Source organism: Celeribacter arenosi, assembly GCF_039539485.1.
Lineage (GTDB): Bacteria > Pseudomonadota > Alphaproteobacteria > Rhodobacterales > Rhodobacteraceae > Celeribacter > Celeribacter arenosi.
The window spans coordinates 746,274-773,155 of sequence record NZ_BAABDF010000007.1; the positions used below are offsets into that span (position 1 = coordinate 746,274).

Below are 26,882 nucleotides of genomic sequence, written 5' to 3' on the forward strand. Positions count from 1 at the left end.
ATGACCCCATGAAACGCATCTGCATCATCGGAATTTCCGGAAAACTGGGCCTCTACATGGCCAAACACGCGCTGGCTCAGGGGTATGAGGTCACTGGCCTTTGCCGCGCCCAAAGCGCCCATAAACTCGATCACCTGAAAGGCGCCATCATACTCTTCACGGGGAATACAGATGACCCTGATGCAGTGGCCCGCGCTGTGGCGGGATGTGACGGAGTGCTGTGTGTTCTCGTGCCTTGGGGCGTGGAGGGTTATGCCACCAAAACCGCGCAGGCGGTTCTGGATACCGCTGATCCGGATGCGCGACTGGTGTTTTCCTGTGGCTGGCACATCAGCCGGGACGGGAAGGACCGGTACCCGCTGAAACTGCGGGTGTTTGTCGCCCTGTTTGGCAAACTGGCGCTCTGGGCACGGTTTGCGGATCTGCGCGATCAGGTTGAGGCGACGCGCCGCATATTCGCATCCAATCGCCGCTGGACGGTCGTGCGGGGATCGAACCTCGAGGAGGGCGAAAGCGAAGGGTTGCCCATCTGGGCGCGCCATGTCGGCGATCCCGTTCTCGCCTCCAATCTCACCCGACGCACGGATTTCGCCCTCTTTATGGTGCATGCCCTGAGCGATGATCGTCTGATTCAGGAGGCGCCAGCAATCGTGGGGCGAAACGCGGCATCGGTGCGCTCAAACCCGGAGCGCGCGTTGGTTCCCCAATAGGGGCCAGCCAAACAAAAGCCCGCGCCGGTAAGGGCGCGGGCGGTTTTTGTTTGCGGGTCAGTGGCGGTTTAGCCAATCAGACCTTTCACCTGTGCGACGATGTTGTCGGCGGTGATGCCGTATTTTTCAAACAGCTCCTCGGCGGGGGCAGAGGCCCCGAAATCGGTCATGCCGACAAACGCCTGTTTTGCCTCGCGACCGCGTTCTCCTAGAAGCCAACGGTCCCATCCTGCCGCGCGCACGCCAGCCTCAACACCGACACGGACCGGCCCAGCGGGCAGGACCTTGCGACGATAGGCATCGTCTTGCTCGGCAAAGAGCTCCATCGACGGCATGGAAACGACACGCGTGCCGATACCTGCGCTTTGAAGCGTTTCGCGCGCCTGCATGGCGAGGTGCACCTCGGAACCCGTTGCAATGATGATGGCTTCACGTTTGCCTTCGGCCTCGGCGAGAACATAGGCGCCTTTGGACACGAGGTTGTTGTTTTTGTGCTCTGTGCGCAGCGTCGGCAGGCCCTGACGGGTCAGAACGAGAACCGTCGGCGTGGACTGTGACGTCAACGCGAGTTCCCAAGCTTCGGCGGTTTCAACCGTATCGCAGGGACGAATGGTCAGCGTGTTGGGCGTCGCGCGGCAGATTGCGAGGTGCTCGACCGGCTGGTGGGTCGGGCCGTCTTCGCCCAGACCGATGGAATCGTGGGTCATGACATAGGTGACCGGCGTTTTCATCAGGGCCGAAAGGCGCATCGCAGGGCGTGCATAGTCCGTGAAGCAGAAGAAGGTTCCGCCATAGGGGCGCAGGCCGCCATGGAGCGACAGCCCGTTCATCGCAGCCGCCATGCCGTGTTCACGGATGCCGTAGTAGACGTAGCGGCCTTTGCGGTTCTTTTCGTCAAATACGCCGAGATCAGCCGTTAGCGTGTTGTTCGATCCGGTGAGATCCGCCGAACCGCCAAAGGTTTCCGGCATGACCGGGTTGATCACTTCGAGAACCGTTTGGGAGGCTGCGCGGGTGGCAACTTTGGGCTTGGTTTCGGAGATCTGACGTTTCAGGGCCTTGATGGTCGCGGCCAGCTTTTTGGGGGCTTCACCGGCGAAGACGCGGGTGAATTCCGTGCGGCGGCGATCGCTTTGCTCTTCGAGGCGAGCTTCCCATTCAACGCGGGATTTACGGCCGTGCGATCCGACCTCTTCCCACCATGATTTCACATCTGCCGCGACTTCGAAGGGACCCCAATCGACGCCATAGTTCTTTTTGGCTGCGACGAGTTGGTCGGCGTTCGTCAGGGCACCGTGGCCTTTGGAGGTGTCCTGCGCTGCGTGGCCAAGTGCAATATGCGTTTTGCAGGCAATCATCGACGGCTTTTGCGACTTCTTGGCAGCTGCAATAGCGGCGTCGATCTCTTCGGGATCGTGGCCATCGACGGATTGAACGTGCCAACCGGCGGCTTTGAAACGCTGCACCTGATCGGTGCGATCAGAAATCGTGACCTCGCCGTCGATGGTAATGTTGTTGTTGTCCCAGAAAACCACGAGCTTGCCGAGCTTCTGGCGTCCCGCCAGAGCGATGGCTTCGTGGCTGACGCCTTCCATCAGACATCCGTCGCCGGCAAAGCACCACGTGTAGTGATCCTGTAGCTTTGAGCCGAAACGCGCGCGAAGCGCTTCTTCTGCCATAGCGAACCCGACGGCATTCGCGATGCCTTGGCCCAGAGGGCCGGTCGTGGTTTCAACGCCGTCGAGCAGGAAGTTTTCAGGGTGGCCTGCGGTTTTGGCGCCCATCTGGCGGAAATTCTTGATCTGCGAGATCGGCATTTCTTTGTGCCCTGTGAGATACAGGAGCGAATAGATCAGCATTGAGCCATGGCCCGCTGACAGAATGAAACGGTCGCGGTCCGGCCACGTCGGCGCGGCGGCATCGAATTTGAGGTGTTTGGAGAACAGGACCGTGGCCACATCGGCCATGCCCATGGGCATACCGGAGTGACCGGAATTGGCCGCAGCGACCGCGTCGAGGGTCAGGGTACGGATGGCGGCGGCGCGCATCCAGTGATCAGGGTGTGCCTCACGCAGTTTGGCGATGTCCACGGGCGTCTCTCCTCTAGGCAAATGGGTCCCGTGGTTGATACCAACATGGGCGGGAATGGCAAGGTGAACGGGGCACCAAGCGGCACTTTGCACGCAGCGAAACGGGCAGGGTTTCAAGGTTGGAAAAGGGGAGGCCCATGCGATAGGCTTTCGAATCGTGGGGCCATGCGTGAACCTTGGCGCAGTAGGTGTTGATGCCAAAGGCCTTTCGGGCCACACTGGGCCCACTGCGGGGCGGGCCTCAAGGGGCCTGTGCGACAACAGACGGCGTGCATGGGCCGCGCAGCAAATAGGGGCGAGAGCCCTCAACAACAATCCGGGGGCGGTGTCCGCCGGACAATAGTGTGAGTGAAGGCGATGGGCGAGATCTCGGAGTATGAAGCACGGATCACTGCGGCGCTCGAACGGATCGGGCGCGCGGTTGCTGTGGCCGAAGAACGGGCAGACGCCGCCGGCGACGGTTCGGGTGGTATAGCAAGCGAAGAGTTGGAGGCCGAGGTCGGACGGCTCCGCGAGGCGCTGGAAGCCGAACAGGAAACCAATTCCCAATTGGAAGCGCGTGTGCGTGCGATCCATGAAAAGCAGAAAACCCATGTGGCCGGTCTGGAGGGCGAGGTGGAACGCCTGCGTCGCCAGCTGATGGATCATGACGGTGAAATGCAGAGCCTGCGCCGTGTGAACGCGCAATTGCGTGACAATAACAATGCCTTGCGCGCGGCCAATGAGGCGGGGCTCGCCGATCCGGCGCTCGTCAACGAGGCGCTTGCGAGCGAATTGGAATCGCTACGCGTCGCGCGCTCGGCAGATGCGCTCGAACTCGACGCGATCCTCACGGATCTGAAAAGCGCGGCAGCGCAGGCAGAGGAGGCCTAGACGATGCCCGAGATCAAAATCAACATCGGCGGACGTGAATTTGAAGTGGCCTGTCAGGAGGGGGAAGAACATTTCCTCAAATCCGCGGCCCAGATGCTCGACGCTGAAGCGAGCGTTTTGTCGAGCCAGATCGGACGCCTTCCCGAGAACCGGATGCTTTTGATGGCGGGGCTGATGCTCGCCGACAAAACCGCAGGTCTTGAGGAACAGATGCGTGCGCTCGACACCAAGGTTGGCGCACAAGAAGCGCTGATCGAAGAATTGCGCGCCCGACCCGAACCACAGGCCGAAAAGGTCGAGGTGCCGGTGGTCCCGGCCGAAGTTACGGACGCATTGGCGGAACTGGCCGCGCGCGCAGAATCGATGGCTGCAGCTCTCGAAGAGCGCATGGGTGTGGAAGACGCGCTGTAAAATCGCGGCGACTGCATTATGAAAACGAAAAAGGCAGGGCTTTCGCCCTGCCGTTTCATGTCTGCTGGCCCCATTGGCTCGTCCCGTGATGGCGTTGGAAGTTTGCCTCCCGAAATCCCTATGGCGTGGTTTTCACCTCCAGAAGCTTAACCTTGTAGTCTACCAACCGCGCATGCGCGGTGCTGTCGACCAGCATGATGATGCTGAGGAAGGCGATGGTGGTGATCAACCCCGCACGCCAGCCGGGTCCACTCAGCACCGTAATCAGCACAGCCGCGGCGATGATCAATAGCGGCATAACCTTGAAAACAGCCGTCTTATACTGCGCCACCGTCTTGTCGATGCGAGCGATTTCGGAGGCAACAAAGCCGGGTGTGTCCTGTGCGGCTGCCTCGGCAAATCCCGAAAGCGAGCTCCACGTTCCGTAGAGCAGGCCTGCACCGAGGATCAGCATCAGAATCCCTGCAACCAGTGTCGCCACCGTATAGGCGCGCGCCATATCCGTGCGCGCGACTTGCCAAAGCGTGAAACTCGCGGCGAGAAAAAGCGCGGCAAACAGGATAAACACACTGTTGGAAAGCATTTCGGCCTTCGCCCAATTTGTCGCGGTCTTGAGGATGTCCATGTTCGTTTCCTGTTCTGTTGGTGGCGGGCGGGCCGCGCTGCAATCGCGCCGGTTAAAGTGACCAGTTGAAACCGGTTGCCTGTTCGGAGACATCCCACAACCGGCTCATGACTGCTTTATCATAGGCGTGCGGCTCCAATGTGCCACGGCCCACGGGACCCACAAATTCCATCCGTCCGGTGGGGCCATAGAGGGCGCGCTGCTCCATCCCGCTCTCGGTGGCGCACATAACCTCGGGATAGGCACCCTGTTCGGCGGTTTGCACCATCGGCGTTTTGGTCATCAGCCACCACATCACCCGCGTCATCAATCCTCCGCTGGTACTGATCAACGAGGTTGCAGAGGAGCCGGGGTGGCAGACGTAGACTTCGACCTTGCGGGAGGCTTCTGCGACCCTGTCCTGTAGTTCATAGGCAAACATCATCTGCGCCAGTTTACTCTGGCTATAGGCGGTGTTGGCGCCGTAATCCTTTTCCCAATTTATGTCGTCGAATTTGATGGTGCGCAGACCCATATTGTAGCCGAGGCTGGCGACAACAACGATGCGCCCTTCGGAGGCCTCGATACGCTCAAACAGCATCCCAGAGAGCACGAAGTGGCCATAATGGTTGGTGCCCAACTGGCTCTCGAAACCGTCCACGGTCAGCTGGCGTGATGGCACCTGCGCGATGGCCGCATTGCAGATCAGCGCATCAATGCGCGGCACGGTCTCCAAAACCTCCCGCGCGGCGGCGCGCACACTGGAGAGATCCGACAGGTCCATGCGGATAAAACTCACCTCGGCCTGCGCCCCGAATTCGCGTTTGAGCTCCTCGATGGCGGTGGTCGACCGCTCGGCGCTCCGGTTCAGCATTACGACCTTCGCCCCACGGGTCAAAAGGATGCGCGCGGCCTGAAATCCCGCCCCCGCATTCGCGCCCGTGATGACATAGGTTTTCCCTGCAAGCGGACCGAGACGCTCCGGCGTCCATCCTTTTGGGCCAAAGAGTGAGTCTGTCATGGCGCTTTTCCTTTCAACGGTGTGACGGGGCCTCGCGGTTGTCCCGTGTTGATAGGGAGATAAATCTCATCCCACGTGTAAAACAGGCGATGTCGTCGCGAATACTTGCCTGATTGTATCATTGTGTTTGCAACGGCGCATTCGCTGAACTTATTTCAAGGGCATGAGCAAACATCAGATCAGACAGATAATCGAAAGGGCGATGCCCGCGGATGGCATGGTCGAAACGGGCATTAAGGGCGTGCAGCTGTTCCGTGCGACCCAATCGGTGCCCTGCGCACCCGCGGTCTATGAACCCTGCATCATCGCCATCGTCAGTGGCGGCAAGGAAACCGTGCTCGACGGGGAACGCTATGTCTATGACAGCAGCGAATACCTGTGCTGCCCGATGTCCATGCCGGTCGAGGCAGGCACCCCCACGACGTCACCCGACAACCCGCTGTTCGGCGTCTACATCGCGCTCGATCCGCGCCTGATGAGCGAGTTGGCCTTTGAAATGGACGCCGCCGGTGGCCAACTCCCCACAGCTAAGGGGTCCGCGCGCGGTATCCGATTGGCCGGTTGGGACGAGATGTTCCTCGACTCACTTTTGCGGCTGGTGCGATTGGTGGAAAACCCGACGGATAGCGCGGTGCTTGGCGATGCGCGGCTGCGCGAGCTGTATTATGCAATCCTGAAGGGCGAGGCGGGGCCCTTTGCCCGACAGGCCTTTGGCCCCGGCAACGCCATCGCGCGCTCTATTGCGCATGTGTCCTCCCGTCTGGACGCGTCGGTAAATATCGACGACATGGCTGCCCACGCAGGCATGAGCCGCGCCGTGTTCCACCGCAAATTCAAAGCGGCCACGACCATGTCCCCAATCCAGTTCGTCAAATCCATGCGCCTGAACAATGCCGCGATGAAGATCGCGGGTGGAATGACCGTCTCCGAGGCCGCTCTCGACGTGGGATACATCAGTGCTTCCCAGTTTAGTCGCGAGTTCAAGCGGATGTACGGGCAACCCCCCAGACAATGGGGTACGGCCCAACAACCCGCGGCGGTTCGATGATCGAATGACCCCATCGCTCTCATCCCGGACCGTGGCCGACAGAGCGATGACCGGGTTTTGGTGCTACAATGGAAAAAGGCAGGGCGTCATGGCCCTGCCTTTGTCAATTTCGGTGATCTTTTGCCTTACGCGTTTGATGCGCGGATTTGTTCGGCCTTTTGGGTGTCGAAGGCGACGCCTTTATCTTCAAACAGCTTATCGAGTTCACCCGATAGGGTCATTTCGGTGATGATATCGCAGCCCCCGACGAATTCGCCCTTCACATAAAGCTGCGGGATCGTTGGCCAATCCGAGAACTCTTTGATCCCTTGGCGGATTTCATCATCGGCGAGCACGTTCACGTCGGTGTATTCGATGCCGATAAAGTTGAGAACGCCAGCCACGCGGGAAGAAAACCCACATTGCGGCATGAGCTTTGTGCCTTTCATAAAGAGCACTACATCGTTTTCATCAACGGTTTTCTGGATGTTTTCCTGAGCGGTCATTTGCGTTTCCTAGGGTCTTTCCCGTGACGTGGACCCGTCTAGGGATGTGAGATTTTCGTTTCGTCTTTTATGAAGCGTTCAAGGCGTCCGGCTGCTTGCTCGTTTTCCGCTTCGGTGCAGAGGCTATGTCGTTTCAGGCGACGTCTTGCGAGATATATAGCCACAATTACAGCAATTGCGAGAAGGCTATTCCTTCACTCGCGCCGGTATCAATCAGGCGCCCGTGTTGTGAGGGCGAGGGCGTGTAACTCGCCACTGTCCAGTTTTTCGCGGATAGCGGCGTTCACAGCGCGTTGTTGTTGAACACGATTGAGGCCTTTGAAGCTTTCATCGATCACTTCGGCGGCAAAATGGTGCCCGTCTTCGCTTTGCACAATCACCGTGGATGTGGGTAGGGCGGTTTTGATCAGATGCTCGATCTCGGCGGCGGTAATGGCCATCTTTGGCGCTCCTCGGGTAGCTTTCTTTTTAGATGTAGAACGCGTGGGCGTGACCCGCAAGGCGTCAGGCGCGCGGGAGCTGTGCAAGTGCTGTGAGAAAACTGTCGAATGACGATGCCAATGCGGGCGTGTCGGACCATCGCCGCGCGGTGGCGTGCAAAAGACGAGCGCGTTCTTCTTCCAAGGGGGCGGGAAGGTCGCGAACTCCGGCTTCCACGAGGTGGCGCATACGTTCGTGCAGTGGTTTCAGGGCCGCGAAATCGCGCAGCATTGCAGGCAATAGCGTGGGATCATCGCGCCAGCTTTCACCGTTAAAACGCATCTGCGTGACCCGTTGGCCCGCGCCCGCGCAGTCGTAAAGGATGCACCCGCGATTGCCGATCGCGTCCAGTTCGTCGTGAACCGCACAGCGATGGCCCTTCAAATTGGCGCAGGGCGTGCCGGCGGGTTTGTCGAATGAAAACAGGTCCCCCGCGTCGAGCGTGAGCGCGACGCAACAAAGTGCCGCGCATTGAGAACAATCGGCACTGAGCGCAGGTAGGTCACCGGGGTTTTGTGCCATAAGCCTGCCTGGCTCCGAGCCTTAGCTGAACACGCCCGCGAAAGTCCCGCGATAGAGGTCGGATAGTTCGCAAAGCGGAGCCTCGGAGGCGCCGAATTTCACGCTATCGCCACCGAATTTGCCCACCGTCGAAATCGGCACACCCGCCTGAGCGGCCGCGATCATCAAGGCCTCGGCGGCGTCAAAAGTGCAGGCAATGAGGTAGCGCGCCTGATCTTCGCCGAAGAGATCGGGTGTTGCATCAGATTCAAGCGTCACGCCAACGCCCGCCGCATCCGCCATTTCGAAAGCCGCAAGCGCGAGCCCGCCGTCCGAGAGGTCGGTTGTTGCGGAAATCAGGGCGGCATTGGATCGGATGAATTCACCGTGGAGTTTTTCGGCGCGCAGATCCACATGGGGTGCGTCGCCATCTTCGCGGTTGAATACCTCGGCGAGCAGTGCGGATTGGCCCAGATGACCCTTTGTTTCGCCAACGAGGAGAGCAACATCCCCCGCCGCCGCCGTGCCCGAGATCAAACCATCTTCGGATGCGATCAGGCCTACGGCACCGATCGTCGGCGTGGGCAGAATGCCCTGGCCGTCGGTTTCGTTGTAAAGGGACACGTTGCCGGACACGATTGGCATGTCGAGCGCAATACATGCCTGACCGATGCCATCGAGCGCGCCGATGAATTGGCCCATGATTTCCGGCTTTTCGGGGTTGCCGAAGTTGAGGTTGTCGGTTGTTGCCAGTGGCTTGGCCCCGACAGCGCTCAAGTTCCGGTAGGCTTCGGCAACGGCCTGCTTGCCGCCTTCGCGTGGGTTTGCTTTCACGTAGCGCGGCGTTACATCGGAGGTAAAGGCGAGCAGTTTTGGTGTCCCGTGCACGCGGATCACGCCAGCGCCAAGCCCGGGCGCGCGGACGGTATCCGCCATCACCTGTGTGTCATACTGTTCGTAAACCCATGCCTTGGACGCGTAGTTCGGCGAGGAAACAAGCGCCTTCAACCCGTCAATCGGGTCAATCTGGGGCACATCTTCCATCGCGCCCGCGGCGGGCGTATCGATGGACGGGCGGTCATATTCCGGCGCCGAAGAGGCAAGCGTCGAGAGCGGTAAATCCGCCATGCAGGTGCCGTTGTGCATGATGAGAAAGCGGTCCTCGGAAATGGTTTCGCCCACGATGGCGAAATCGAGGTCCCATTTTTCGAACACAGCGCGCGCTTGCGCTTCTTTTTCAGGTTTCAGCACCATGAGCATGCGCTCTTGGGACTCCGAGAGCATCATCTCGTAGGCGGTCATGTTTTCTTCACGCTGGGGCACGTTTTCGAGGTCGAGGCGGATACCGAGCTTACCTTTATCGCCCATTTCAACCGCAGAGCAGGTGAGGCCAGCGGCCCCCATATCCTGAATGGAAATCACAGCACCGGTCGCCATGAGTTCCAGTGTGGCCTCCATCAGGCACTTTTCAGTGAACGGGTCACCAACCTGAACGGTTGGGCGCTTTTCTTCGATTGTGTCGTCGAACTCGGCCGATGCCATGGTCGCACCGCCCACGCCGTCACGCCCGGTTTTCGCACCGAGGTAGACGACGGGCATGCCGACGCCGGACGCAGCCGAATAGAAAATCTTGTCCGCATCCGCGAGGCCTGCAGCAAAAGCATTTACGAGGCAGTTGCCATTGTAGGATTTGTGAAACCGGACTTCGCCGCCCACTGTTGGAACGCCGAAACAGTTACCGTAGCCTCCCACACCTTCGACGACACCATGTACGAGTTGGCGCGTTTTGGGGTGATCCGGCATGCCAAAGGAAAGCGAATTCATCGCGGCGATCGGACGGGCGCCCATGGTGAAGACGTCGCGCAGAATGCCGCCCACGCCGGTCGCAGCCCCCTGATAGGGCTCGATGTAGGAGGGGTGGTTGTGGCTTTCCATTTTGAACACGACAGCTTGCCCGTCGCCGATGTCCACCACGCCCGCATTTTCGCCGGGTCCGCAAATCACCTGTGGTCCCGTGGTCGGCAACTTACGCAGGTGCAATTTGGAAGATTTGTAGGAACAATGCTCGTTCCACATCGCCGAGAAAATGCCCAGTTCCGTGAAGGTCGGTTCACGGTTCAGAATGCGCAAAACCTGCGCGTATTCTTCGGGTTTGAGCCCATGGGCAGCAATCAGGTCCTCGGTGATGGCGGGGTCGGTCATGGATGTTCCCTTCGAGCGGCAGCAACGGTTGCGCGATCTCATATGGCAAGGCGGGCCAAGAGGGAAGAGGGAGGGTAGGTGCAGGCCACGATCCTGAGAGACAAAGAGACGCCTTTGCAGAGCCCTGATTGATCGGGAAAAGCATAGGGGCGAGCGTGAAGTGGCCAAAAAAAAGGCCGGGCAGAGCCCGGCCCAAGTCCAACAGGGAGGTAAAGAACGCTAAGAGTTTCCTCAACCAGCGCCTTCATTGCTGCATTTAGGGGCGGTTTACGAACGAAACAAGGGGTTTCCCCGCAGCGCGGCGCAATGCCGCTATGCGTCTAATGCATAACTGTATGCCGTCGTATGCCGTGTGCGTCAAAAATGCCTTTGCAATCAATGACTCGCTTCTTCTTCGTCGCGCATTTGGCGACGATGCGCAGAAATCTCTTCCACGATGAAATCGCGGAATACCTGAATGCGCTTCGAATGACGCAGCTCCTCAGGGTAGGCGAGGAAGACTGGCACTTCGCCGCTTTCGATCTCTGGCAGAACGCGGACCAGCGACGATGAGCTTTCGGTCAGATAGTCGGGCAAGACGCCAATCCCGAGATGGTTCAACACGGCCTGAAGCACGCCGAAGTAGTTGTTCACGTAGAGTTTCGAGCGGATATCATAATCGTTGAGCGTCTCGATCAGCTTTGCGCCCGCTGAAACCTGCGGCGCGTTCGGGTTCTGACAGATCAGGCGGTGCGTGCTCAGATCTTCCAGTCTCTGCGGTTCGCCAAATTTATTGAGATACTCGGGCGTCGCAAACAGGCGCATGCGGATGTTCATGAGTCGCTTGCGGATCAGGTCGGCCTGCGATGGCTCCTTCATGCGGATTGCCACATCGGCTTCGCGCATCGGAAGGTCAAGCACCCGCTCTTCTAGCATCAGGTCAATCTTTAGCTCGGGGTATTTGTCGTATAGCTTTTCCAGTCGCGGGGCGAGCCAGAGCGTGCCGAAACCTGTCGCCGTTGTGACACGGAGTTCACCGTATACTTCTTCTTCGCTGTCGCGAATGCGGGCCGCCGCCGCGTCGAGCCGTTTGTTCATCGCGCGCGTCGCGTCAAACAGAAGTTCGCCCTGTTCGGTCAGGATCAAACCACGCGCATGCCGGTGGAACAGAGTGGTCCCGAGCGATTCCTCAAGCGCACGAATTTGGCGCGACACCGCAGATTGGGACAGGTGCAAAGTATCGCCCGCGTGCGTCAAAGAGCCCGCGTCCGCTACAGCATGAAAAATCCGGAGTTTGTCCCAGTCCATCGCATCCTCCCGCATCGTCAATCTTCGCTACACTATGATGCCAAAGGGCACATGGCGAATTTCTTTTGTTTCGGGACATAGATTCCTTTTGGTCAGGAAGAAACGAAGAAAGCATAATCTGGACGAGGTTTTTCTTTTGTTTCAGGCTCCTGAGCCATTTAGATGAAAAATGAGGCTACACTGGAGCGTGATCCGGTTGCACATTATATAAGAGGCGAGAGGAGCCCGAATGATCCAGTCGAGCGGCACCAGCGACCCCAAGTCCAGTCCGATTGCGTCGCCACGACAGGTGGCGCGTGACATTACCTATGCAAGTTCGGCTGAGACGCGCACCGGTCGCACGCTCATCCGGTTGATGGAGAATGTCACTGGTCGCCTCGGGCTCATCCGTAAAGCCGCCGGATATGATCAGGAAGTGGCCGAAGGGCGCGATTTCTGGCAGGTGATGGTCGAACGCTATCATCTACAGCTCGAAGTGGCGGGGGGCGATCTGGCCAATATTCCGCGTGAGGGGCCACTTATTGTCGTGGCCAACCATCCCTACGGCATTCTGGACGGGCTGATGCTGGGCAATATCCTGTCGATCACGCGCGGCGACTTCCGGATATTGGCGCATAAGGTGTTCAAACGGGCCGAGGATCTGGACCGCGTCATTTTGCCTGTGTCGTTTGAAGAGACAAAAGAAGCTGTCGCGCTCAACCTCGCGACCCGCAAAGCTGCTCTTCAATACCTCGCCGAAGGGGGCTGCATCGGCATTTTTCCCGGTGGCACGGTGTCTACGGCGGCGCGTCCGATGGGGCGTGCGCTCGATCCGGGTTGGCGGGCGTTCACCGCCAAGATGGTTGCGAAATCCAACGCAACGGTGGTCCCGGTTTACTTTGACGGCGCGAACTCGCGGCTGTTCCAACTCGCCAGCCACCTCCATACCACGTTGCGGATGGGTCTGTTGATCCGTGAGTTCAAACGCCACATCGGCGCACCAGTGCGTGTCGTGGTGGGAGAACCGATCCCGCGCGAGAAATTGGATGCGCATAAGGGTGATCCCAAGAAGATGATGGATTTTTTGCGCCGCGAGACGTATGCACTGTCTCCGACGCCGATTGACGAGCTCGGTCTCGGGTTCGAGTTCGAGGAAAAACACGGGGGGAGCCCCCGAAAAGGTCGGAAGGACCGATACTGAAATGGCCGTTGGCATTTTCGATAGCGGATTGGGCGGGTTGACCGTTTTTGACGCGGTGAGCAAACAGCTTCCCGACGTTCCTTTCGTCTACTTTGGCGACAACGCGCACGCACCCTACGGTGTGCGCGACGCCAACGACGTCTACGAATTGACCACCGCCGCCGTCGAGCGGCTATGGGATGCGGGATGTGATCTCGTGATCCTGGCGTGCAACACAGCCTCCGCGGCAGCTCTGCGGCGGATGCAGGAAAGCTGGGTGCCGCGCGACAAACGGGTGCTGGGTGTCTTTGTGCCTCTGATCGAGTCGCTGACCGAACGGCATTGGGGCGACAACTCGCCGCCGCGTGAGGTGTCGGTCAAACATGTCGCTCTCTTCGCAACGCCGGCGACAGTTGCCTCGCGTGCCTTCCAGCGCGAGTTGGCGTTTCGCGCCATTGGTGTGGATGTGGAGGCTCAGGCCTGCGGTGGTGTCGTTGATGCCATCGAAGACGGCGATATGATCCTCGCCGATGCTCTCGTGCGCTCCCACGTTGATGCGCTCAAACGCAAAATGCCGATGCCTGACGCCGCGGTTCTGGGGTGCACCCATTACCCGATCATGGCGGATGTGTTTCAGGATGCCTTGGGACCCGATGTGAAAGTCTTCAGCCAGGCCGATCTGGTCGCGGCGAGCCTTGCCGATTATCTGGCCCGCCACCCCCAAATGGTCGGTTCTGGGCAGGACGCCATGTTCCTCACTACGGGCGATCCGGCAAAGGTCAGCCGTGGCGCGACACAGTTTCTGCGACGAAAAGTCGACTTCATCAAAGCGTGAGCGCGTTTTGCCGCAATTGCGGTGCGCGCGACTTCCCTTTAGTTTGGCGTCTGATTTGATCCGGACGCGGCAGGAAAGACCTTAGTATGACCTATAAAATCGCCATTTTGGGCGCATCCGGCTATACCGGTGCCGAACTCGTCCGTCTTCTCGCGGGCCATCCGTCTATGGAAATCGCCGCCCTGACCGGCGAACGCAAAGCAGGCCTTGCGATGGATGATGTTTATCCGCACCTGCGCCACATGGATCTTCCCGCGCTCACACGGATCGAGGATGTCGATTTTTCCGACATCGATCTGGCGTTCTGCGCCTTGCCGCACGCCACGTCTCAGGCGGTGATCAAAGATCTTCCGAGCACGCTTAAAGTCGTCGATCTCTCCGCAGATTTCCGTCTGCGCGATCCGGCCGAATACGAGAAATGGTACGGTCAGCCCCATAGTGCCGTCGATATCCAACCGACAGCAGTCTATGGCCTGACCGAATTCTACCGCGACGACATCAAAGCCGCGCGTTTGGTAGCGGGCACCGGCTGTAACGCGGCGACGGGACAATTCATCCTGCGCCCGCTCATTGCGGCGGGTGTGATTGATCTCGACCGGATCGTGCTCGATCTGAAGGTCGCCGTGTCCGGTGCTGGGCGTTCGCTCAAGGAACATCTGCTTTACGGTGAGTTGGAAGATAACGCTTTTGGATATTCTCTGGGCGGCAAGCACCGGCATCTGGGCGAGTTTGATCAGGAGTTTTCAAAACTCGCTGGGCGGCCTGTGAAAATTCAGTTCACACCGCACCTCATTCCGGCCACGCGGGGCATTCTGGCCACCGCATATGTCGACGGGGAGGCCAGCGCCATTCACTACGCATTGGCCGATGCCTATCTCAACGAACCCTTCATCAAGGTCCTGCCAATCGGTCAGGCCCCGGCGATGAAGCACGTGCGCGCGTCGAATTTCTGTCACATCGGGGTGGTCGCCGACCGGATCGAAGGCCGCTCTATTGTGATCGCCACGCTCGACAATCTGACCAAAGGGTCGTCGGGTCAGGCAATCCAGAATGCGAACCTGATGCTCGGCATCGAAGAGACGGCCGGATTGATGTCCGCGCCGGTCTATCCGTAGGAGTTTTGACACATGGCAGGCCTCAAGAACCTTAAAAAGACCCGACGCATCCAAGTGGTTGTGTTTGCGGCAATCGCCTTGGCTCTGTCGACGGGGCTGATCGGTTTTGCCATGCGCGATGGAATCAACCTGTTCCGCTCACCCGCACAGATCGCAGCCGATCCGCCCCGCGCGGGCGAGGTATTTCGCATCGGCGGGTTGGTCGAGGACGGATCGCTCGTGCGCGGGGAGGGGACCAACGTGACCTTTGCTGTTACGGATGGCGCCGAATCCGTGCCCGTTCATTATGAAGGCGTCCTGCCCGACCTCTTTGGCGAGAATCAGGGCATGGTCGGCACGGGATCTCTCGTGGATGGCGTTTTCATCGCCACCGAAATTCTCGCCAAGCACGACGAAAGCTACATGCCCAAAGAGGTCGTGGACGCGCTCAAGGAGCAGGGTGTCTATCAGGCGCCGGATAGCTAAAAACCCAACTACTCATAACGTGTTGCGCCCAATGCATGCGCGCAATCCATGACCGTTCCTGCTTTGCGCGAACGCTTAAGTCCGCCTGCGTTAACCTTTTTCAGGGAGCCTTAGACCATCAAGCAATGGTGGGTTTGAGGCAAATGAAATCAGTACAAGACATCGCAGACGCGATCATCGCCCGAGAGGGTGGATATGTGAATGATCCCGACGATCCGGGCGGGGCGACAAAATACGGCGTGACATTGGGCACGCTACAAAGGCTGGGGCTGGACCTCGATCATGACGGGCGCACGACGGCCCGTGATGTGCAAAAACTGACACGCGCTCAGGCGCGGGACATCTTTGTCGAACACTACTTCCACAGGCCGCGCATCGACGAATTGCCGCCGGTTATTCAGGCCAGTGTTTTCGACATGTACGTCAATTCCGGTAGCAATGCCGTACGCATTCTTCAACGGCTTCTCGTTGATATGGGCCAACAGGTTGCGGTCGACGGAAAAATCGGCCCCAACACGATTGAGGCGGCGCATATCGCACAGTCTTTGGCGCCTGACCATTTGGCGGACGCCTATGGCATCGCGCGCCGCAACTACTACTACAAGCTGGCTGACCGCCGCCCGACGTCGCGTAAATACGCGCGCACAAAAGACGGCAAGAAAGGTGGTTGGATCAAGCGCGCAGAGGACTTCATTTCCAAGCGCTATCACCTGTCGGAGGCCGAGCACCGCGCTCGTGTGTCGGTATGGGGGTAGTTGATGGATTGTTGGGGCTTTTGTTCGCAAACGGGCGAAACGTGGTGCGTGAGACGGCAGAAGTATTCATGGAAAACCGCGAAAACGCGTCGGCGCGGGAAATGGATGTGCGCGGGGCTGCGCTCGACCAATTCGCGCGTGAGTTCGCGGTGGCACGAAAAGGCGGATTCGATCGGTTCATGGATGGGTTGAACCGCGTGCCGCGCCCATTGATGGCGTTCGGGACCATCGGGCTCTGTGTCTCCGCGATGACAGATCCGGTTTGGTTCGCAAGCCGCATGCAGGGCATTTCTTTGGTCCCTGAACCGCTGTGGTGGCTGATGGGTGCGATTGTCTCCTTTTACTTCGGGGCGCGCTATCAGGCGAAAGGGCAGGATTTTCAACGCTCTATCGCGGCAACGGCGGCGCAGGCGCCGGTAGTTGCCGCCAATATAGAGGCGTTGCGTGCGCTACGGGCGGACGCAGACGGTATCGGACCGGTCTACGAGCATGAAGAGCTCGGCGCGTCCGACAACCCGGCCCTCGCGGATTGGCAGGGGGCGCGTGATGAATGATGCCTTGATACGCGCGATTTCAGAGCATGGGCCGTGGGTCATGATGGTGTTCTTCCTGCTCTATCGCGATCTGCAAAAGGACGCGGCAACGCGTGTCGTTCTCGACAAGAACACGCAAGTTCTCATCGAGATGACCACGATGATCCGCGAACGTCTCCCCAGAGGGCAGGCATGATGCGCAGGTTGGTTCAAATAGTGAGATGCGTGTTGCGGGCATGTTGGCCCGGTGGGCGCCTAAGGACGGCAATAGAGCGCAATCGGCGCGCAGCGGATGCACTCGACGCCGCGGTAAAGGAGTTGTTGGAACAATGAAACAGGTCGCTCTTCTCTACGCGATGATCGTCTCGGTCGCGCTAACCTGCGCGCAGGTTTTTGGCCCGCACACAGTGGTTGTCATTGTCTTTGGTGCGATTGCGCTGATGGCTTTGTTGATCGCGGGCACCTTTGCATGGCTCTGGCACGCCCGTGCGACGCCACTGGCGCTCGGGATGTCGCTGTCCTGGGCAGGAACGGGTTTCACACTGGGGTGGTGGTGGATCCTGAACATCGTCCAGGACGCCGGAAGGATCAGCGGCGCGGTCGTTTTGCTGTTTAGCCTGTCTTTGCTGATGGCGGGCGCGGTCATCCATTTTTCTGTTATTCAAGGCACGTTTGGTCTGCGGGGGTGGGCTTTCATCGTGCCGGTGGTGGGTGCTTTCGCAATGTCACTTGGGGTCCTTTTACTGGTCTAGGCCGGTGAGGGGTGGTGGGAAGCGACGGAAAGGGGCCTCTCGCGGGCCCCTTTCATTTGTGTTTCCCTCTTCATTTCTTTGCGACATCGCGGCGCATCCCATTGGCGAGGGGCGTTAGGCGCGGTAGAACTCCCCCAACAAGGGAGGGCATCCATGCTCGTCGAACTGGGTCATTTCGCGCTCGTCATGTCGTTTCTGGTCGCCATCGTGCAGACAGTTCTGCCGCTCTGGGGTGCCCATATGCATCGCCGCGCCTTCATGGCAGTGGCAGAACCTGCAGCGCTGGTGCAACTCGCGCTTATTGCGTTTTCCTTTGGCGCGCTGACCTACGCCTTCGTGACCTCCGACTTCTCGCTGAAACTTGTCGTCGAGAACTCCCACACGCTCAAACCGATGCTGTACAAAGTCTCTGGAGTCTGGGGGAACCACGAGGGCTCGATGTTGCTCTGGGTGCTGATCCTTGCGCTTTTTGGTGCGGCCGCCGCCCTCTATGGTTCTAACCTTCCCGCCACTTTGCGCGCCCGTGTTTTGGGTGTCCAAGCCTCGATTTCCGTGGCTTTTCTGGCCTTTATCCTCTTTACCTCGAACCCGTTCTGGCGGCTTGAACTTGCCCCATTGAACGGGGATGACCTCAATCCTCTGCTTCAGGATCCCGGTCTCGCCTTTCACCCGCCGTTCCTCTACCTCGGCTACGTCGGCCTCTCTATGACCTTTTCCTTTGCGGTTGCGGCCCTTCTGGAGGGGCGTGTTGATGCGGCATGGGGGCGGTGGGTGCGCCCATGGACACTCGCGGCTTGGGTCTTTCTCACGATCGGAATCGGACTGGGGTCATGGTGGGCCTACTACGAACTCGGTTGGGGCGGCTTCTGGTTCTGGGATCCGGTCGAAAACGCATCCTTCATGCCGTGGCTCTTTGCGGCTGCGCTGCTGCACTCTGCGATCGTTGTCGAAAAGCGTGAAAGCCTGAAGTCCTGGACCATTCTGCTGGCCATTCTCGCCTTTGGATTCTCGCTCATCGGGACATTCCTTGTGCGCTCCGGCGTCATCACATCCGTGCACGCCTTCGCAAACGACCCTGAACGCGGCGTGTTCATTCTCATCATTCTTGCGGTTTTCATGGGTGGGGCGCTGATGCTCTTCACGCTGCGCGCGGCCTCCATGACGGCAAAAGGGGTCTTCTCTCTGGTCAGCCGCGAAAGCGCGTTGGTCATCAACAACATCCTGCTCGCGGTGGCGGCCCTGGTCGTCTTTATCGGCACCATCTGGCCCCTCGTGGCCGAAGCTTTCTGGGACCGCAAACTCTCGGTCGGCGCGCCGTTCTTTGACGCAGCCTTTACGCCGTTCTTCGTGGTTCTGGCGCTGGTCCTCCCGGTTGGCGCCATGCTGCCATGGAAGCGCGCGCGCCTCGCGCCGACGATGCGCAAACTGTGGCCGGCGGCCGTGTTTGCACTGGCCGTTTTCGGGCTCATCTGGACGATCCAGACAGAGCGCACCCTGCTCGGTCCCGTCGGGCTTGCGCTCGGGGCGTGGCTCGTGGGCGGCGCCATTCAGGACATCTTGCAAAAACTCGGACGCAAGCGCGATTTTTCACGCCTGACAAGGTTGCCGCGCGCCGATTGGGGACGCCTCTTCGCACACGGCGGACTTGGCATCACAATGGCAGGTATCGCCGGATTGACGGCGTGGACGGTCGAAGACATCCGCGTCGTGCAGGTCGGTGAAACCTTTGAGGTCGCCGGCTACACAATCGCGCTCGACAATGTCGAACGCGTCCAAGGTCCCAACTATTTTTCAACCATGGCCACTCTGTCCGTGTTCGAAAACGCCAGAAAGGTTGCCACCCTCCATCCCGAAAAACGCTCCTATCCTGTGGCGCAGGTGCCCACGACAGAGGCGGGCATCGACAACGGGTTCCTGCGCGACGTCTATCTCGTCATCGGGGATGCGCAGGCAGACGGCGGTTGGGCCGTGCGCACCTACATCAAACCGCTCGCCAACTGGATATGGGGCGGCTCGATCATCATGGCACTCGGTGGATTTCTGTCGCTGTCGGACCGCCGCTACCGCGTCGCGGGTGGTGCTCGCAAAGTGGCGACAAGGGTTCAGGGAGTGCCAGCGGAATGAAGCCCTTCGTCCTTGCTCTCGCGATGCTGATTGCGACCCCGCTCTATGCGGTTCAACCCGATGAGGTTCTCGCCGATCCGGCCATGGAGGCGCGCGCGCGCGACATATCCGAGGGCCTGCGGTGCCTCGTCTGTCGCAACGAAAACATCGACGAATCCAACGCCACGCTGGCCCGCGATCTGCGCCTTTTGGTGCGTGAACGTCTGCTCGCGGGGGACAGCGATACGCAGGCGGTGGACTACATCGTTGATCGCTATGGGGAATATGTGCTCCTGAAACCGACCGCGACGGGTGCGAACAAACTGCTCTGGATCGCGGGTCCGGCCATGTTGCTCGCCGCGCTTGGCATCGGTTTCGCCTTTGTGCGCCGCCGCGAAAGCGCGCCCGAGACCACGGCACTCAGTGACGAAGAGCGCGCACGCCTGTCCGATATTCTCGACGATTGACGCACGCGGGTTGATTTTGCGCGCCCGGGGGGGCTATCTCTTGGCCACGGTCCGCAGAAAACCGAGTCGCTGCCGCCCCAAAAGGGTCCGCTGAACCTGCCATTTCCACCGCCAATCGGCACTTCGCGCGTCCCGCGCGGCAATGGCAGCTCCCGCACGACCCGACGGACGCGATCAACGGAGAGACCGATGACTCGTGAGACCCTTTCGCTCACCCTGCCAGATGTATCTGCCTTCGCCAAAGCGCTCAGGGCAGATCTCGCAGACGCGGCGCCGCCGCACCAAACGCTCCTGAACGCCATCGCGCGGGCAGGGGGATATCGCAACTACCAACACCTCAAAGCCACTCAGGAAGGCGCACCGCCTATCGAGCCTGTCGAGGGGCGCGCCGTTACGCGCGCCATGTCGCGCTTTGACGATCAGGGCCGCATGACGGATTGGTCAACCAAACGCAAAGTGCGCCAACATTGCCTCTGGGCGCTCTGGGCGCAAATACCGCCTCGCAAAACTTATTCGGAACGCGAAATCTCGTCCCTCTTCAACGACATGACGACTTTTAGGGACGCCGCGCAAATCCGGCGGTCTCTCGTCGAGGATCGCCTGTTGGAGCGCACCATTGACGGATCATCCTACGTCCGCCTCGAAGCGCGCCCGGATGCCACCGCGCTTGCCGTCATTCGCGCGGTCAAGGCCCGCCGGGATCGCGCCGTGGAGGCCCCCGATCGCGTCTCGTCCTTTTACGGGATCTGAGTTTTTTCGCCCGTGACGGGGCGTTCCCCTTCCCCTTGCCGGTGGCGTGCTTATCTTGAAACCACACCGGCGAGGGAGCCCAACGCATATGCATTATGAAACCATCCGTTTTTCGAGCCGCGACGGCATCGCGACACTGACACTAGACCGTCCCGATGTGCGCAACGCGCTGAACACGCAAATGCGTGCCGAAATCACGCATGCCGTGCGCGATGCGCCCAAAACGGCCCGCGTGCTCGTCATCACGGGATCGGGGAAAACCTTTTGCTCCGGTCAGGATCTCGGCGATGGCGTCACTGCGGCGACCGCCGATCTCGAACGCACGCTGCGCGATGAATACGAACCGATGATGCACGCCATCCATGATTGCGCGATACCCACAATCGCTGCGGTCAACGGAGCGGCTGCTGGGGCAGGGGCGTCGCTCTCTCTCGCCTGTGACGTGGTCATCGCTACCGAAAGCGCCGTCTTCGTGCAGGCCTTTACCCGCATCGGCCTGATCCCCGACGCGGGCGGCACCTATTTCCTACCCCGCAAAGTCGGTCTCGCCCGCGCGATGGGCATGTCGCTCTTCTCCGATGAAATCTCCGCCGACAAAGCGGCACAATGGGGCATGATCTACGAGAGCGTCGAAGATGATCTCTTCGCAGGCCATGTCGCCGCACGGGCAAAGCACCTCGCAAACGGTCCCACCGTGGCCTACCGCCACGTGAAAGACGCCCTGCATGCGTCCTATGACAACACGCTCAAGGACCAACTCACGCTCGAGGCAAAGCTGCAAAACCACTGCGGCCAAACGCGCGACTTCAAAGAGGGCGTCGTCGCTTTCCTCGAAAAACGTCCCGCGAAATACGAAGGCCGCTAGGCCACTAGGCGGATCGGGCGGGGCGCTTGTCCCATCCGCTCTTATCTCCCGCGGCACCCTTCGGCATGGGAGACTGACGGGGTAAGTCACGTCACACTGCCATACACACAAAAAAGCCGCCCCGAAGGGCGGCTTTTCAATTTCGAAAAGACGGGCAGTTTTAGCCGCGGTCTTCGACGTTGCGGTATTCGCGCGCGTTTGCACCTGTGTAGAGCTGACGCGGGCGACCGATTTTCATCGCCGGATCCTCGATCATCTCTTTCCACTGCGAAATCCAGCCGATGGTACGCGAGAGCGCGAAGATCGGTGTGAACATCGAGGTCGGGAAACCCATCGCTTCGAGAATGATGCCCGAATAGAAATCGACGTTCGGGAACAGTTTCTTCTCTGCGAAATACGGATCGGCCAATGCGGCCTTTTCGAGTTCCTTGGCAACCTGCAGCGTCGGGTTGTTCTCCACGCCGAGCAGTTCGAGAACCTCGTCTGCGGACTGCTTCATCACCTTCGCACGCGGGTCAAAGTTTTTGTAAACGCGGTGGCCAAAGCCCATCAGACGGAACGGATCGTTCTTATCCTTAGCGCGGGCGATGAATTCGGGAATGCGATCCACGGTGCCGATTTCGCGCAGCATTTCCAGACACGCCTGGTTTGCGCCGCCGTGAGCAGGACCCCAAAGGCAGGCAATGCCCGCCGCGATACAGGCGAACGGGTTCGCACCCGAAGAGGACGCCAGACGCACAGTCGATGTAGACGCGTTCTGTTCGTGGTCGGCGTGCAGCGTAAAGATACGGTCCATCGCGCGGCTGAGGATCGGGTTCACCTCATATTCCTCTGCAGGAACAGAGAAACACATGCGCAGGAAATTGGCCGCGTAGTCGAGATCGTTGCGCGGATACACGAAAGGCTGGCCGATGGTGTATTTATAAGCCATCGCCGCAAGCGTCGGCATTTTCGCGATCAGACGGATCGTCGCGACCTCACGCTGCCACGGATCGTTGATGTCGATGGAGTCGTGGTAGAAGGCGGACATGGCGCCGACGACACCGACCATGATGGCCATCGGGTGCGCGTCGCGGCGGAAGCCGGTGAAGAACCGGTGCATCTGCTCGTGGACCATGGTGTGATTTGTCACGCGGCACTCGAAATCTTCCATCTGGGCGGCCGTTGGCAGTTCACCGTAGAGAAGGAGGTAGCACACTTCCAGAAAGTGGGATTTTTCGGCCAAATCGCCAATCGGATAGCCGCGGTGCAGCAAAATGCCTTCTTCACCGTCGATGTAGGTAATCGAGCTGTCGCAGGACGCGGTAGAGGTAAAGCCCGGATCGTAGGTGAACACGCCCGCATTGGCGTAGAGTTTGCGGATATCGATGACGTCAGGACCGACAGTCGGCGTAAAGATCGGAAGCTCGTGGCTCTCTCCGTTAATCGTCAGGGTCGCGGTTTTCTGGGTGTCTGCCATGGTCGTTCCTTCGGTTTGCGACGGCCTCGCGCCATGGGCGCGGGTGCGTCGTATTGAGGTCAGTTGGTCGCCCAGTTCACCGGACGACATCTGCAGGCGTGTGCGGCGCGGGGCCGCAATTTAATAATGACATAAAGGGGTTAGCGCCCGTTCCTGCCATATGTACCCGCCGAAGCTATTTGCGCTGCGGCCGAATTCTTTACACTGACAATTCCGATTGTCCCGGGCGCATGCCGCCGGTCCTGACACGAGGCGGGCCGGTTATTCGGCTGTGCCTAGCGCGCGGAACGCAGCAATGCGGGTGAGTGTTTCTTCACGGCCCAGCACCATCATCATGTCCAGAACACTCGGTGTTGCCGTACGACCGGCCAGTGCCGCGCGGAGCGGTCCGGCAACCTTGCCGAAGCCGATGTCGCGGGCCTCCATGACCATGCCGACGGCGCTCTCCAGAGCGTCGCGCTCCCAGCTAGCACTTTGCAGGTGCGGCGTCAATTCATCCAGTATACCGTTGGATACCGAGCCTGCCAGAGCCGCAGCTTTTTCGTCATAGTCGAACGGGAGATCGATGATCGAAAAACGTGCTTTTTCAATGATTTGCCCGAATGTCTTCGCAGAGCCTTTGATCGAAGACATCGCGTCGGCCAATCTTCCTTTTTGCGAAATGCTCAATGCAGGTGCATCAATTGCGCTCAGATAGTCCTCAAGCTCGGCCATGATTGCGCTATCACCCATCACCGACAGGTGCTGACCGCTGATGTTTTCCAACTTTTTGGTGTCAAACCGCGCCGGCGCTTTATTGATTCCATCCAGATCGAACCATTCTTTCGCCTGATCGTCGGAAAAGAATTCGTCATCCCCATGGCTCCACCCCAAACGGGCGAGGTAGTTGCGCATCGCCTGCGCAGGGTAGCCGAGCGCCTGATATTCCTTCACACCCGTGGCACCGTGCCGTTTCGACATCTTCTTGCCGTCCGGCCCGAAAATCAGCGGGATATGCGCATAGACCGGCAACGGCCAATCCATCGCGGCATAGATCAACATCTGGCGCGCAGCATTATTGAGGTGGTCGTCGCCGCGGATCACATGGGTCACCCCCATGTCGTGATCGTCCACAACCACGGCCAGCATATAGGTCGGCGTTCCGTCAGAGCGCAGCACGATCATATCGTCGAGCTGGTCGTTGCGGATCGTCACATCGCCCTGAACGCGGTCGGCGATCACGGTGACCCCCTCGCGCGGCGCTTTCACGCGGATCACATAGGGCGCGTCGGGGTGGGTGGCAGGATCGGCGTCGCGCCAAGGCGAGCGGTAGAGCGTGCTTTCGCCAGCCGCACGGGCGGATTCGCGGAAAGCTTCGATTTCTTCCTGCGTCGCAAAACATTTATAGGCCGCACCAGAGGCCAACATCGCCTCCGCCACCTCTTTGTGGCGTGGAGCGCGGTCAAACTGGCTCACCGCGTCGCCATCATAATCGAGGCCCAGCCACGCCATCCCGTCCAGAATGCCCTGCGTTGCCTCGGGCGTTGATCGCGCGCGGTCCGTGTCCTCGATACGCAGCAGGAATTTCCCCCCGCGACCCCGTGCATAGAGCCAGTTGAACAGGGCGGTCCGCGCCGTGCCGATGTGCATGTCTCCGGTCGGCGAGGGGGCGATACGAGTGACGACGGGGAGATCGGACATACGGTGATTAACCCTTTGCTAACCATGGTGGTGGATGATTGTCGCGGCAGGTCTACGGGATGGCGGAAAAGGACACAAGAGTGCGCCCCCTTACCACAGCAGCGCTCATTCTACTCGACGGTCTCGACGCACAGCGAGGGCGTCTATTCCTGTGGCTGCCGATTATGCTCGCCATGGGGATCGGCCTGTTCTTTTTGCTCCCCTTGGAACCGTCCCGTGCGACGCTCTGGATTGCCGCCGCATGCACTCTGGCGGGCGCGCTCCTCGCATGGCGGTTGCCCGGATATGTGGCCCCCCCGCTCATCGCGCTCCTCGCCATCGGCATCGGGTTTTCCGTCGCCGGACTGCGCACCCATCTGATCGGCGAACCGGTTCTGACATTTCGCTATTACGGCCCCGTCGAAGGCCGCGTGATCAAAATCGACCGCTCTGCCTCTGACGCGTTGCGCCTGACCTTTGACCAAGTCACCCTGCGCAACATGGCCCCTGAGCGTACGCCAAAGCGCGTGCGCATTTCGCTCCATGGCGATCAAACCGGCTTTACGCCGGAACCTGGCATGCGGCTCGCGCTCACCGGACATTTGTCACCGCCCTCTGGCCCAACCGAACCCGGCGGGTTCGATTTCCAACGTATGGCGTGGTTCGATCAACTCGGCGCGGTCGGCTATACACGGGTTCCGGTGCTGCGCGCCGGCCCCACCGATGAAGGTGCGCTGCTCTTGGTGCACCGCGTGCGCCAGCGCCTGTCCAACCATCTCCAAGCCGCCATCGGCGGGCAGGAAGGGGCCTTTGCCGCCGCCATTCTCACCGGCGACCGCGCCGGTATTTCCGAGGAGACCGCAGAATCCCTGCGCGCCGCCAACCTGTCGCATTTGCTCGCCATCTCCGGCCTGCACATGGGGCTGCTGACCGGCGCTGTTTTCTTTGCCCTGCGTGTCGCGCTAACCCTGATCCCCGGCGCAGCGCTGCACTGGCCGATCAAGAAATACGCCGCACTCGGCGCGCTCGCAGCAGGGGCCTTTTACCTCGCTCTTTCAGGCGCCAATGTCGCAACCGAGCGCGCCTTTATTATGGTCGCGATCATGCTGGCCGCCGTCCTCGTAGACCGGCAGGCCATATCTCTGCACTCGGTCGCTCTCGCCGCGCTTACCATCCTGCTGTTGCACCCCGAGGTGCTCACCGAGCCGGGGTTCCAGATGTCTTTTGCGGCGACCACCGCATTGGTCACGGTGTTTGGCGTGTCGCGACGGTTGAATTTCATGGCGACATGGCCCGCCTGGCTGCGCATGTTCGTGACCTTGGTCATGTCCTCCGCCGTCGCCGGAATCGCCACCGCGCCGGTGGCCGCCGCCCATTTTAACCGCATTGCCGACTACGGATTGGTGGCCAACCTGTTCACCGTTCCCTTGATGGGCGCCCTCATCATGCCCGCCGCATTGGCCGCTCTCGTCCTTGCCCCGTTGGGCCTGTCGAACCTGGCGTTCTTGGTGATGAAACCTGCTATCGCATGGATCCTCGTGGTCGCAGAAACCGTGTCCGGCTGGGGCGGTTCGGTCACTCGGCTGGCCTCCCCGGCACCCGAAACCCTGCCGCTCATCGCGCTTGGAAGCCTGTTTGTCATTCTGTGGCGGGGGCGGTGGCAGAGATTGGGCCTGATCCCCGTGATGGCGGGGTTTCTGCTGTGGTCCATGCAGGGGCGTCCCGATCTGCTCGTCTCCGGTGATGGTGGCCTCGTCGGTCGGATGGGCCCCGAAGGTCGCGTGCTCTCCAAACCGAAGGGAAGTGGTTTTGCTGCCCTCACTTGGCTCGAAAACGACGGCGATTTGCCGGTGCAGGCGCGGGCCGCCGAACGCGTCGCTGTGGCGCTGCACCTCGGCGATATTCGCGTCGCCCATGTCACAGGGCGGGGGTGGCAGGAGCGCGTTGATGCGGCATGCGGACCCCATGACATCGTGATCGTCAATCAGATGTGGGAGGGGCCCATGCCCCGCGATTGCCTCCTGATTGACGAGAATTCCCTGCGCAAAAGCGGTGCACTCGCCTTTTCGCTCGCCGGTGAAAACGTGGTCCTCGATACAGCCTATGCCACTGCGGGCACGCGCCTTTGGAACACGCCCGCCTTGCGTGGATCACGTGCAACGGATGCCCGATCCGCGCGCGCCCAGCAGGGCAAAGAGGCCGCACGGCGCATTCTCACACCGACATCGATCCGTCTGGCAGATCGCAAATAGA

27 protein-coding genes are annotated in these 26,882 nt (G+C 60.0%); 17 read left to right on the forward strand and 10 right to left on the reverse strand.

Annotated elements, in window-relative coordinates:
- Positions 1–8 precede the first annotated feature (8 nt).
- On the forward strand, positions 9–710 hold the full coding sequence (locus ABD815_RS11310; protein WP_344847216.1) for an NAD(P)-dependent oxidoreductase: 702 nt from the start codon (positions 9–11) through the stop codon (positions 708–710).
- A gap of 68 nt (positions 711–778) precedes the next feature.
- Here ABD815_RS11310 and tkt read toward each other — a convergent pair whose 3' ends face one another.
- Positions 779–2,800, reverse strand: coding sequence for a transketolase (gene tkt / locus ABD815_RS11315; protein WP_344847217.1), 2,022 nt, complete (start codon positions 2,798–2,800; stop codon positions 779–781).
- Between the two features lie 357 nt (positions 2,801–3,157).
- On the opposite strand from tkt, the gene ABD815_RS11320 reads away from it, so the two are divergent.
- Both ABD815_RS11320 and ABD815_RS11325 read left to right on the forward strand, forming a co-directional pair.
- Positions 3,158–3,673 (forward strand): hypothetical protein, encoded by a 516-nt coding sequence (locus ABD815_RS11320; RefSeq protein ID WP_344847218.1) that lies wholly within the window; start codon positions 3,158–3,160, stop codon positions 3,671–3,673.
- Positions 3,674–3,676: 3 nt separating this feature from the next.
- Positions 3,677–4,084 (forward strand): cell division protein ZapA, encoded by a 408-nt coding sequence (locus ABD815_RS11325; protein ID WP_344847219.1) that lies wholly within the window; start codon positions 3,677–3,679, stop codon positions 4,082–4,084.
- Positions 4,085–4,202: 118 nt separating this feature from the next.
- Here ABD815_RS11325 and ABD815_RS11330 read toward each other — a convergent pair whose 3' ends face one another.
- Positions 4,203–4,709, reverse strand: coding sequence for a hypothetical protein (locus tag ABD815_RS11330; protein ID WP_344847220.1), 507 nt, complete (start codon positions 4,707–4,709; stop codon positions 4,203–4,205).
- Between the two features lie 52 nt (positions 4,710–4,761).
- Entirely contained in the window at positions 4,762–5,709 is a 948-nt protein-coding gene (locus tag ABD815_RS11335) for an SDR family oxidoreductase (protein ID WP_344847221.1), read from the reverse strand.
- A gap of 163 nt (positions 5,710–5,872) precedes the next feature.
- Between ABD815_RS11335 and ABD815_RS11340 the strand changes: the two genes are divergently transcribed.
- Positions 5,873–6,757 carry an AraC family transcriptional regulator gene (locus ABD815_RS11340; protein WP_344847222.1) on the forward strand — a complete coding sequence of 295 codons (885 nt, stop codon included), beginning with the start codon at positions 5,873–5,875 and terminating at the stop codon, positions 6,755–6,757.
- 125 nt (positions 6,758–6,882) lie between these two features.
- On the opposite strand, the gene grxD is transcribed toward ABD815_RS11340, so the two are convergent.
- The 5 genes from grxD to ABD815_RS11365 all read right to left on the reverse strand — a co-directional run bounded on the left by grxD (position 6,883) and on the right by ABD815_RS11365 (position 11,712).
- Entirely contained in the window at positions 6,883–7,242 is a 360-nt protein-coding gene (gene grxD, locus ABD815_RS11345; RefSeq protein WP_344847223.1) for a Grx4 family monothiol glutaredoxin, read from the reverse strand.
- A 209-nt stretch (positions 7,243–7,451) separates the two neighbouring features.
- On the reverse strand, positions 7,452–7,682 hold the full coding sequence (locus ABD815_RS11350; protein WP_344847224.1) for a BolA/IbaG family iron-sulfur metabolism protein: 231 nt from the start codon (positions 7,680–7,682) through the stop codon (positions 7,452–7,454).
- Between the two features lie 64 nt (positions 7,683–7,746).
- Complete coding sequence (locus ABD815_RS11355; protein WP_344847226.1) at positions 7,747–8,244, reverse strand: hypothetical protein; 498 nt, start codon at positions 8,242–8,244, stop codon at positions 7,747–7,749.
- A gap of 21 nt (positions 8,245–8,265) precedes the next feature.
- Positions 8,266–10,425, reverse strand: coding sequence for a phosphoribosylformylglycinamidine synthase subunit PurL (gene purL / locus ABD815_RS11360; protein ID WP_344847227.1), 2,160 nt, complete (start codon positions 10,423–10,425; stop codon positions 8,266–8,268).
- 375 nt (positions 10,426–10,800) lie between these two features.
- Positions 10,801–11,712 (reverse strand): LysR family transcriptional regulator, encoded by a 912-nt coding sequence (locus ABD815_RS11365; protein ID WP_344847228.1) that lies wholly within the window; start codon positions 11,710–11,712, stop codon positions 10,801–10,803.
- A gap of 229 nt (positions 11,713–11,941) precedes the next feature.
- On the opposite strand from ABD815_RS11365, the gene ABD815_RS11370 reads away from it, so the two are divergent.
- From ABD815_RS11370 to ABD815_RS11425, 12 genes are all read left to right on the forward strand, one after another.
- The gene (locus tag ABD815_RS11370) at positions 11,942–12,892 is read left to right on the forward strand and encodes a lysophospholipid acyltransferase family protein (RefSeq protein WP_344847229.1); all 951 of its coding nucleotides are present in this window, start codon (positions 11,942–11,944) and stop codon (positions 12,890–12,892) included.
- Position 12,893: 1 nt separating this feature from the next.
- Complete coding sequence (murI, locus tag ABD815_RS11375; protein WP_344847231.1) at positions 12,894–13,706, forward strand: glutamate racemase; 813 nt, start codon at positions 12,894–12,896, stop codon at positions 13,704–13,706.
- An 86-nt stretch (positions 13,707–13,792) separates the two neighbouring features.
- On the forward strand, positions 13,793–14,821 hold the full coding sequence (argC, locus tag ABD815_RS11380; RefSeq protein ID WP_344847232.1) for an N-acetyl-gamma-glutamyl-phosphate reductase: 1,029 nt from the start codon (positions 13,793–13,795) through the stop codon (positions 14,819–14,821).
- Positions 14,822–14,833: 12 nt separating this feature from the next.
- On the forward strand, positions 14,834–15,286 hold the full coding sequence (ccmE, locus tag ABD815_RS11385) for a cytochrome c maturation protein CcmE (protein WP_344847234.1): 453 nt from the start codon (positions 14,834–14,836) through the stop codon (positions 15,284–15,286).
- A 143-nt stretch (positions 15,287–15,429) separates the two neighbouring features.
- Positions 15,430–16,041, forward strand: coding sequence for a holin-associated N-acetylmuramidase (locus ABD815_RS11390; protein ID WP_344847235.1), 612 nt, complete (start codon positions 15,430–15,432; stop codon positions 16,039–16,041).
- On the forward strand, positions 16,032–16,595 hold the full coding sequence (locus ABD815_RS11395) for a holin family protein (RefSeq protein ID WP_344847237.1): 564 nt from the start codon (positions 16,032–16,034) through the stop codon (positions 16,593–16,595). The genes ABD815_RS11390 and ABD815_RS11395 overlap by 10 nt, the downstream gene beginning before the upstream one ends.
- Positions 16,588–16,770 (forward strand): hypothetical protein, encoded by a 183-nt coding sequence (locus ABD815_RS11400; RefSeq protein WP_344847238.1) that lies wholly within the window; start codon positions 16,588–16,590, stop codon positions 16,768–16,770. The genes ABD815_RS11395 and ABD815_RS11400 overlap by 8 nt, the downstream gene beginning before the upstream one ends.
- A gap of 133 nt (positions 16,771–16,903) precedes the next feature.
- On the forward strand, positions 16,904–17,326 hold the full coding sequence (locus ABD815_RS11405; RefSeq protein ID WP_344847240.1) for a hypothetical protein: 423 nt from the start codon (positions 16,904–16,906) through the stop codon (positions 17,324–17,326).
- 153 nt (positions 17,327–17,479) lie between these two features.
- Entirely contained in the window at positions 17,480–19,450 is a 1,971-nt protein-coding gene (locus tag ABD815_RS11410; protein ID WP_344847242.1) for a heme lyase CcmF/NrfE family subunit, read from the forward strand.
- Positions 19,447–19,896 carry a cytochrome c-type biogenesis protein gene (locus ABD815_RS11415; RefSeq protein ID WP_344847244.1) on the forward strand — a complete coding sequence of 150 codons (450 nt, stop codon included), beginning with the start codon at positions 19,447–19,449 and terminating at the stop codon, positions 19,894–19,896. Before ABD815_RS11410 ends, ABD815_RS11415 begins: the two co-directional genes overlap by 4 nt.
- A 189-nt stretch (positions 19,897–20,085) precedes the next feature.
- On the forward strand, positions 20,086–20,646 hold the full coding sequence (locus tag ABD815_RS11420) for a DUF2087 domain-containing protein (protein ID WP_344847245.1): 561 nt from the start codon (positions 20,086–20,088) through the stop codon (positions 20,644–20,646).
- Between the two features lie 88 nt (positions 20,647–20,734).
- Positions 20,735–21,511, forward strand: coding sequence for an enoyl-CoA hydratase-related protein (locus ABD815_RS11425; protein ID WP_344847246.1), 777 nt, complete (start codon positions 20,735–20,737; stop codon positions 21,509–21,511).
- 160 nt (positions 21,512–21,671) lie between these two features.
- On the opposite strand, the gene gltA is transcribed toward ABD815_RS11425, so the two are convergent.
- Positions 21,672–22,970, reverse strand: coding sequence for a citrate synthase (gene gltA / locus ABD815_RS11430; RefSeq protein WP_344847247.1), 1,299 nt, complete (start codon positions 22,968–22,970; stop codon positions 21,672–21,674).
- Positions 22,971–23,231: 261 nt separating this feature from the next.
- Complete coding sequence (gene gltX / locus ABD815_RS11435) at positions 23,232–24,650, reverse strand: glutamate--tRNA ligase (protein ID WP_344847250.1); 1,419 nt, start codon at positions 24,648–24,650, stop codon at positions 23,232–23,234.
- Positions 24,651–24,730: 80 nt separating this feature from the next.
- Between gltX and ABD815_RS11440 the strand changes: the two genes are divergently transcribed.
- Positions 24,731–26,881 (forward strand): ComEC/Rec2 family competence protein, encoded by a 2,151-nt coding sequence (locus ABD815_RS11440; protein WP_344847252.1) that lies wholly within the window; start codon positions 24,731–24,733, stop codon positions 26,879–26,881.
- Position 26,882 lies beyond the last annotated feature (1 nt).

Coding starts and splice junctions, on each gene's coding strand:
- ABD815_RS11310 (WP_344847216.1), top strand. CDS start 9: ATGAAACGCATCTGCATCATCGGAATTTCCGGAAAACTGGGCCTCTAC.
- ABD815_RS11320 (WP_344847218.1), top strand. CDS start 3,158: ATGGGCGAGATCTCGGAGTATGAAGCACGGATCACTGCGGCGCTCGAA.
- ABD815_RS11325 (WP_344847219.1), top strand. CDS start 3,677: ATGCCCGAGATCAAAATCAACATCGGCGGACGTGAATTTGAAGTGGCC.
- ABD815_RS11330 (WP_344847220.1), bottom strand. CDS start 4,709: ATGGACATCCTCAAGACCGCGACAAATTGGGCGAAGGCCGAAATGCTT.
- ABD815_RS11335 (WP_344847221.1), bottom strand. CDS start 5,709: ATGACAGACTCACTCTTTGGCCCAAAAGGATGGACGCCGGAGCGTCTC.
- ABD815_RS11340 (WP_344847222.1), top strand. CDS start 5,873: ATGAGCAAACATCAGATCAGACAGATAATCGAAAGGGCGATGCCCGCG.
- grxD (WP_344847223.1), bottom strand. CDS start 7,242: ATGACCGCTCAGGAAAACATCCAGAAAACCGTTGATGAAAACGATGTA.
- ABD815_RS11350 (WP_344847224.1), bottom strand. CDS start 7,682: ATGGCCATTACCGCCGCCGAGATCGAGCATCTGATCAAAACCGCCCTA.
- ABD815_RS11355 (WP_344847226.1), bottom strand. CDS start 8,244: ATGGCACAAAACCCCGGTGACCTACCTGCGCTCAGTGCCGATTGTTCT.
- purL (WP_344847227.1), bottom strand. CDS start 10,425: ATGACCGACCCCGCCATCACCGAGGACCTGATTGCTGCCCATGGGCTC.
- ABD815_RS11365 (WP_344847228.1), bottom strand. CDS start 11,712: ATGGACTGGGACAAACTCCGGATTTTTCATGCTGTAGCGGACGCGGGC.
- ABD815_RS11370 (WP_344847229.1), top strand. CDS start 11,942: ATGATCCAGTCGAGCGGCACCAGCGACCCCAAGTCCAGTCCGATTGCG.
- murI (WP_344847231.1), top strand. CDS start 12,894: ATGGCCGTTGGCATTTTCGATAGCGGATTGGGCGGGTTGACCGTTTTT.
- argC (WP_344847232.1), top strand. CDS start 13,793: ATGACCTATAAAATCGCCATTTTGGGCGCATCCGGCTATACCGGTGCC.
- ccmE (WP_344847234.1), top strand. CDS start 14,834: ATGGCAGGCCTCAAGAACCTTAAAAAGACCCGACGCATCCAAGTGGTT.
- ABD815_RS11390 (WP_344847235.1), top strand. CDS start 15,430: ATGAAATCAGTACAAGACATCGCAGACGCGATCATCGCCCGAGAGGGT.
- ABD815_RS11395 (WP_344847237.1), top strand. CDS start 16,032: ATGGGGGTAGTTGATGGATTGTTGGGGCTTTTGTTCGCAAACGGGCGA.
- ABD815_RS11400 (WP_344847238.1), top strand. CDS start 16,588: ATGAATGATGCCTTGATACGCGCGATTTCAGAGCATGGGCCGTGGGTC.
- ABD815_RS11405 (WP_344847240.1), top strand. CDS start 16,904: ATGAAACAGGTCGCTCTTCTCTACGCGATGATCGTCTCGGTCGCGCTA.
- ABD815_RS11410 (WP_344847242.1), top strand. CDS start 17,480: ATGCTCGTCGAACTGGGTCATTTCGCGCTCGTCATGTCGTTTCTGGTC.
- ABD815_RS11415 (WP_344847244.1), top strand. CDS start 19,447: ATGAAGCCCTTCGTCCTTGCTCTCGCGATGCTGATTGCGACCCCGCTC.
- ABD815_RS11420 (WP_344847245.1), top strand. CDS start 20,086: ATGACTCGTGAGACCCTTTCGCTCACCCTGCCAGATGTATCTGCCTTC.
- ABD815_RS11425 (WP_344847246.1), top strand. CDS start 20,735: ATGCATTATGAAACCATCCGTTTTTCGAGCCGCGACGGCATCGCGACA.
- gltA (WP_344847247.1), bottom strand. CDS start 22,970: ATGGCAGACACCCAGAAAACCGCGACCCTGACGATTAACGGAGAGAGC.
- gltX (WP_344847250.1), bottom strand. CDS start 24,650: ATGTCCGATCTCCCCGTCGTCACTCGTATCGCCCCCTCGCCGACCGGA.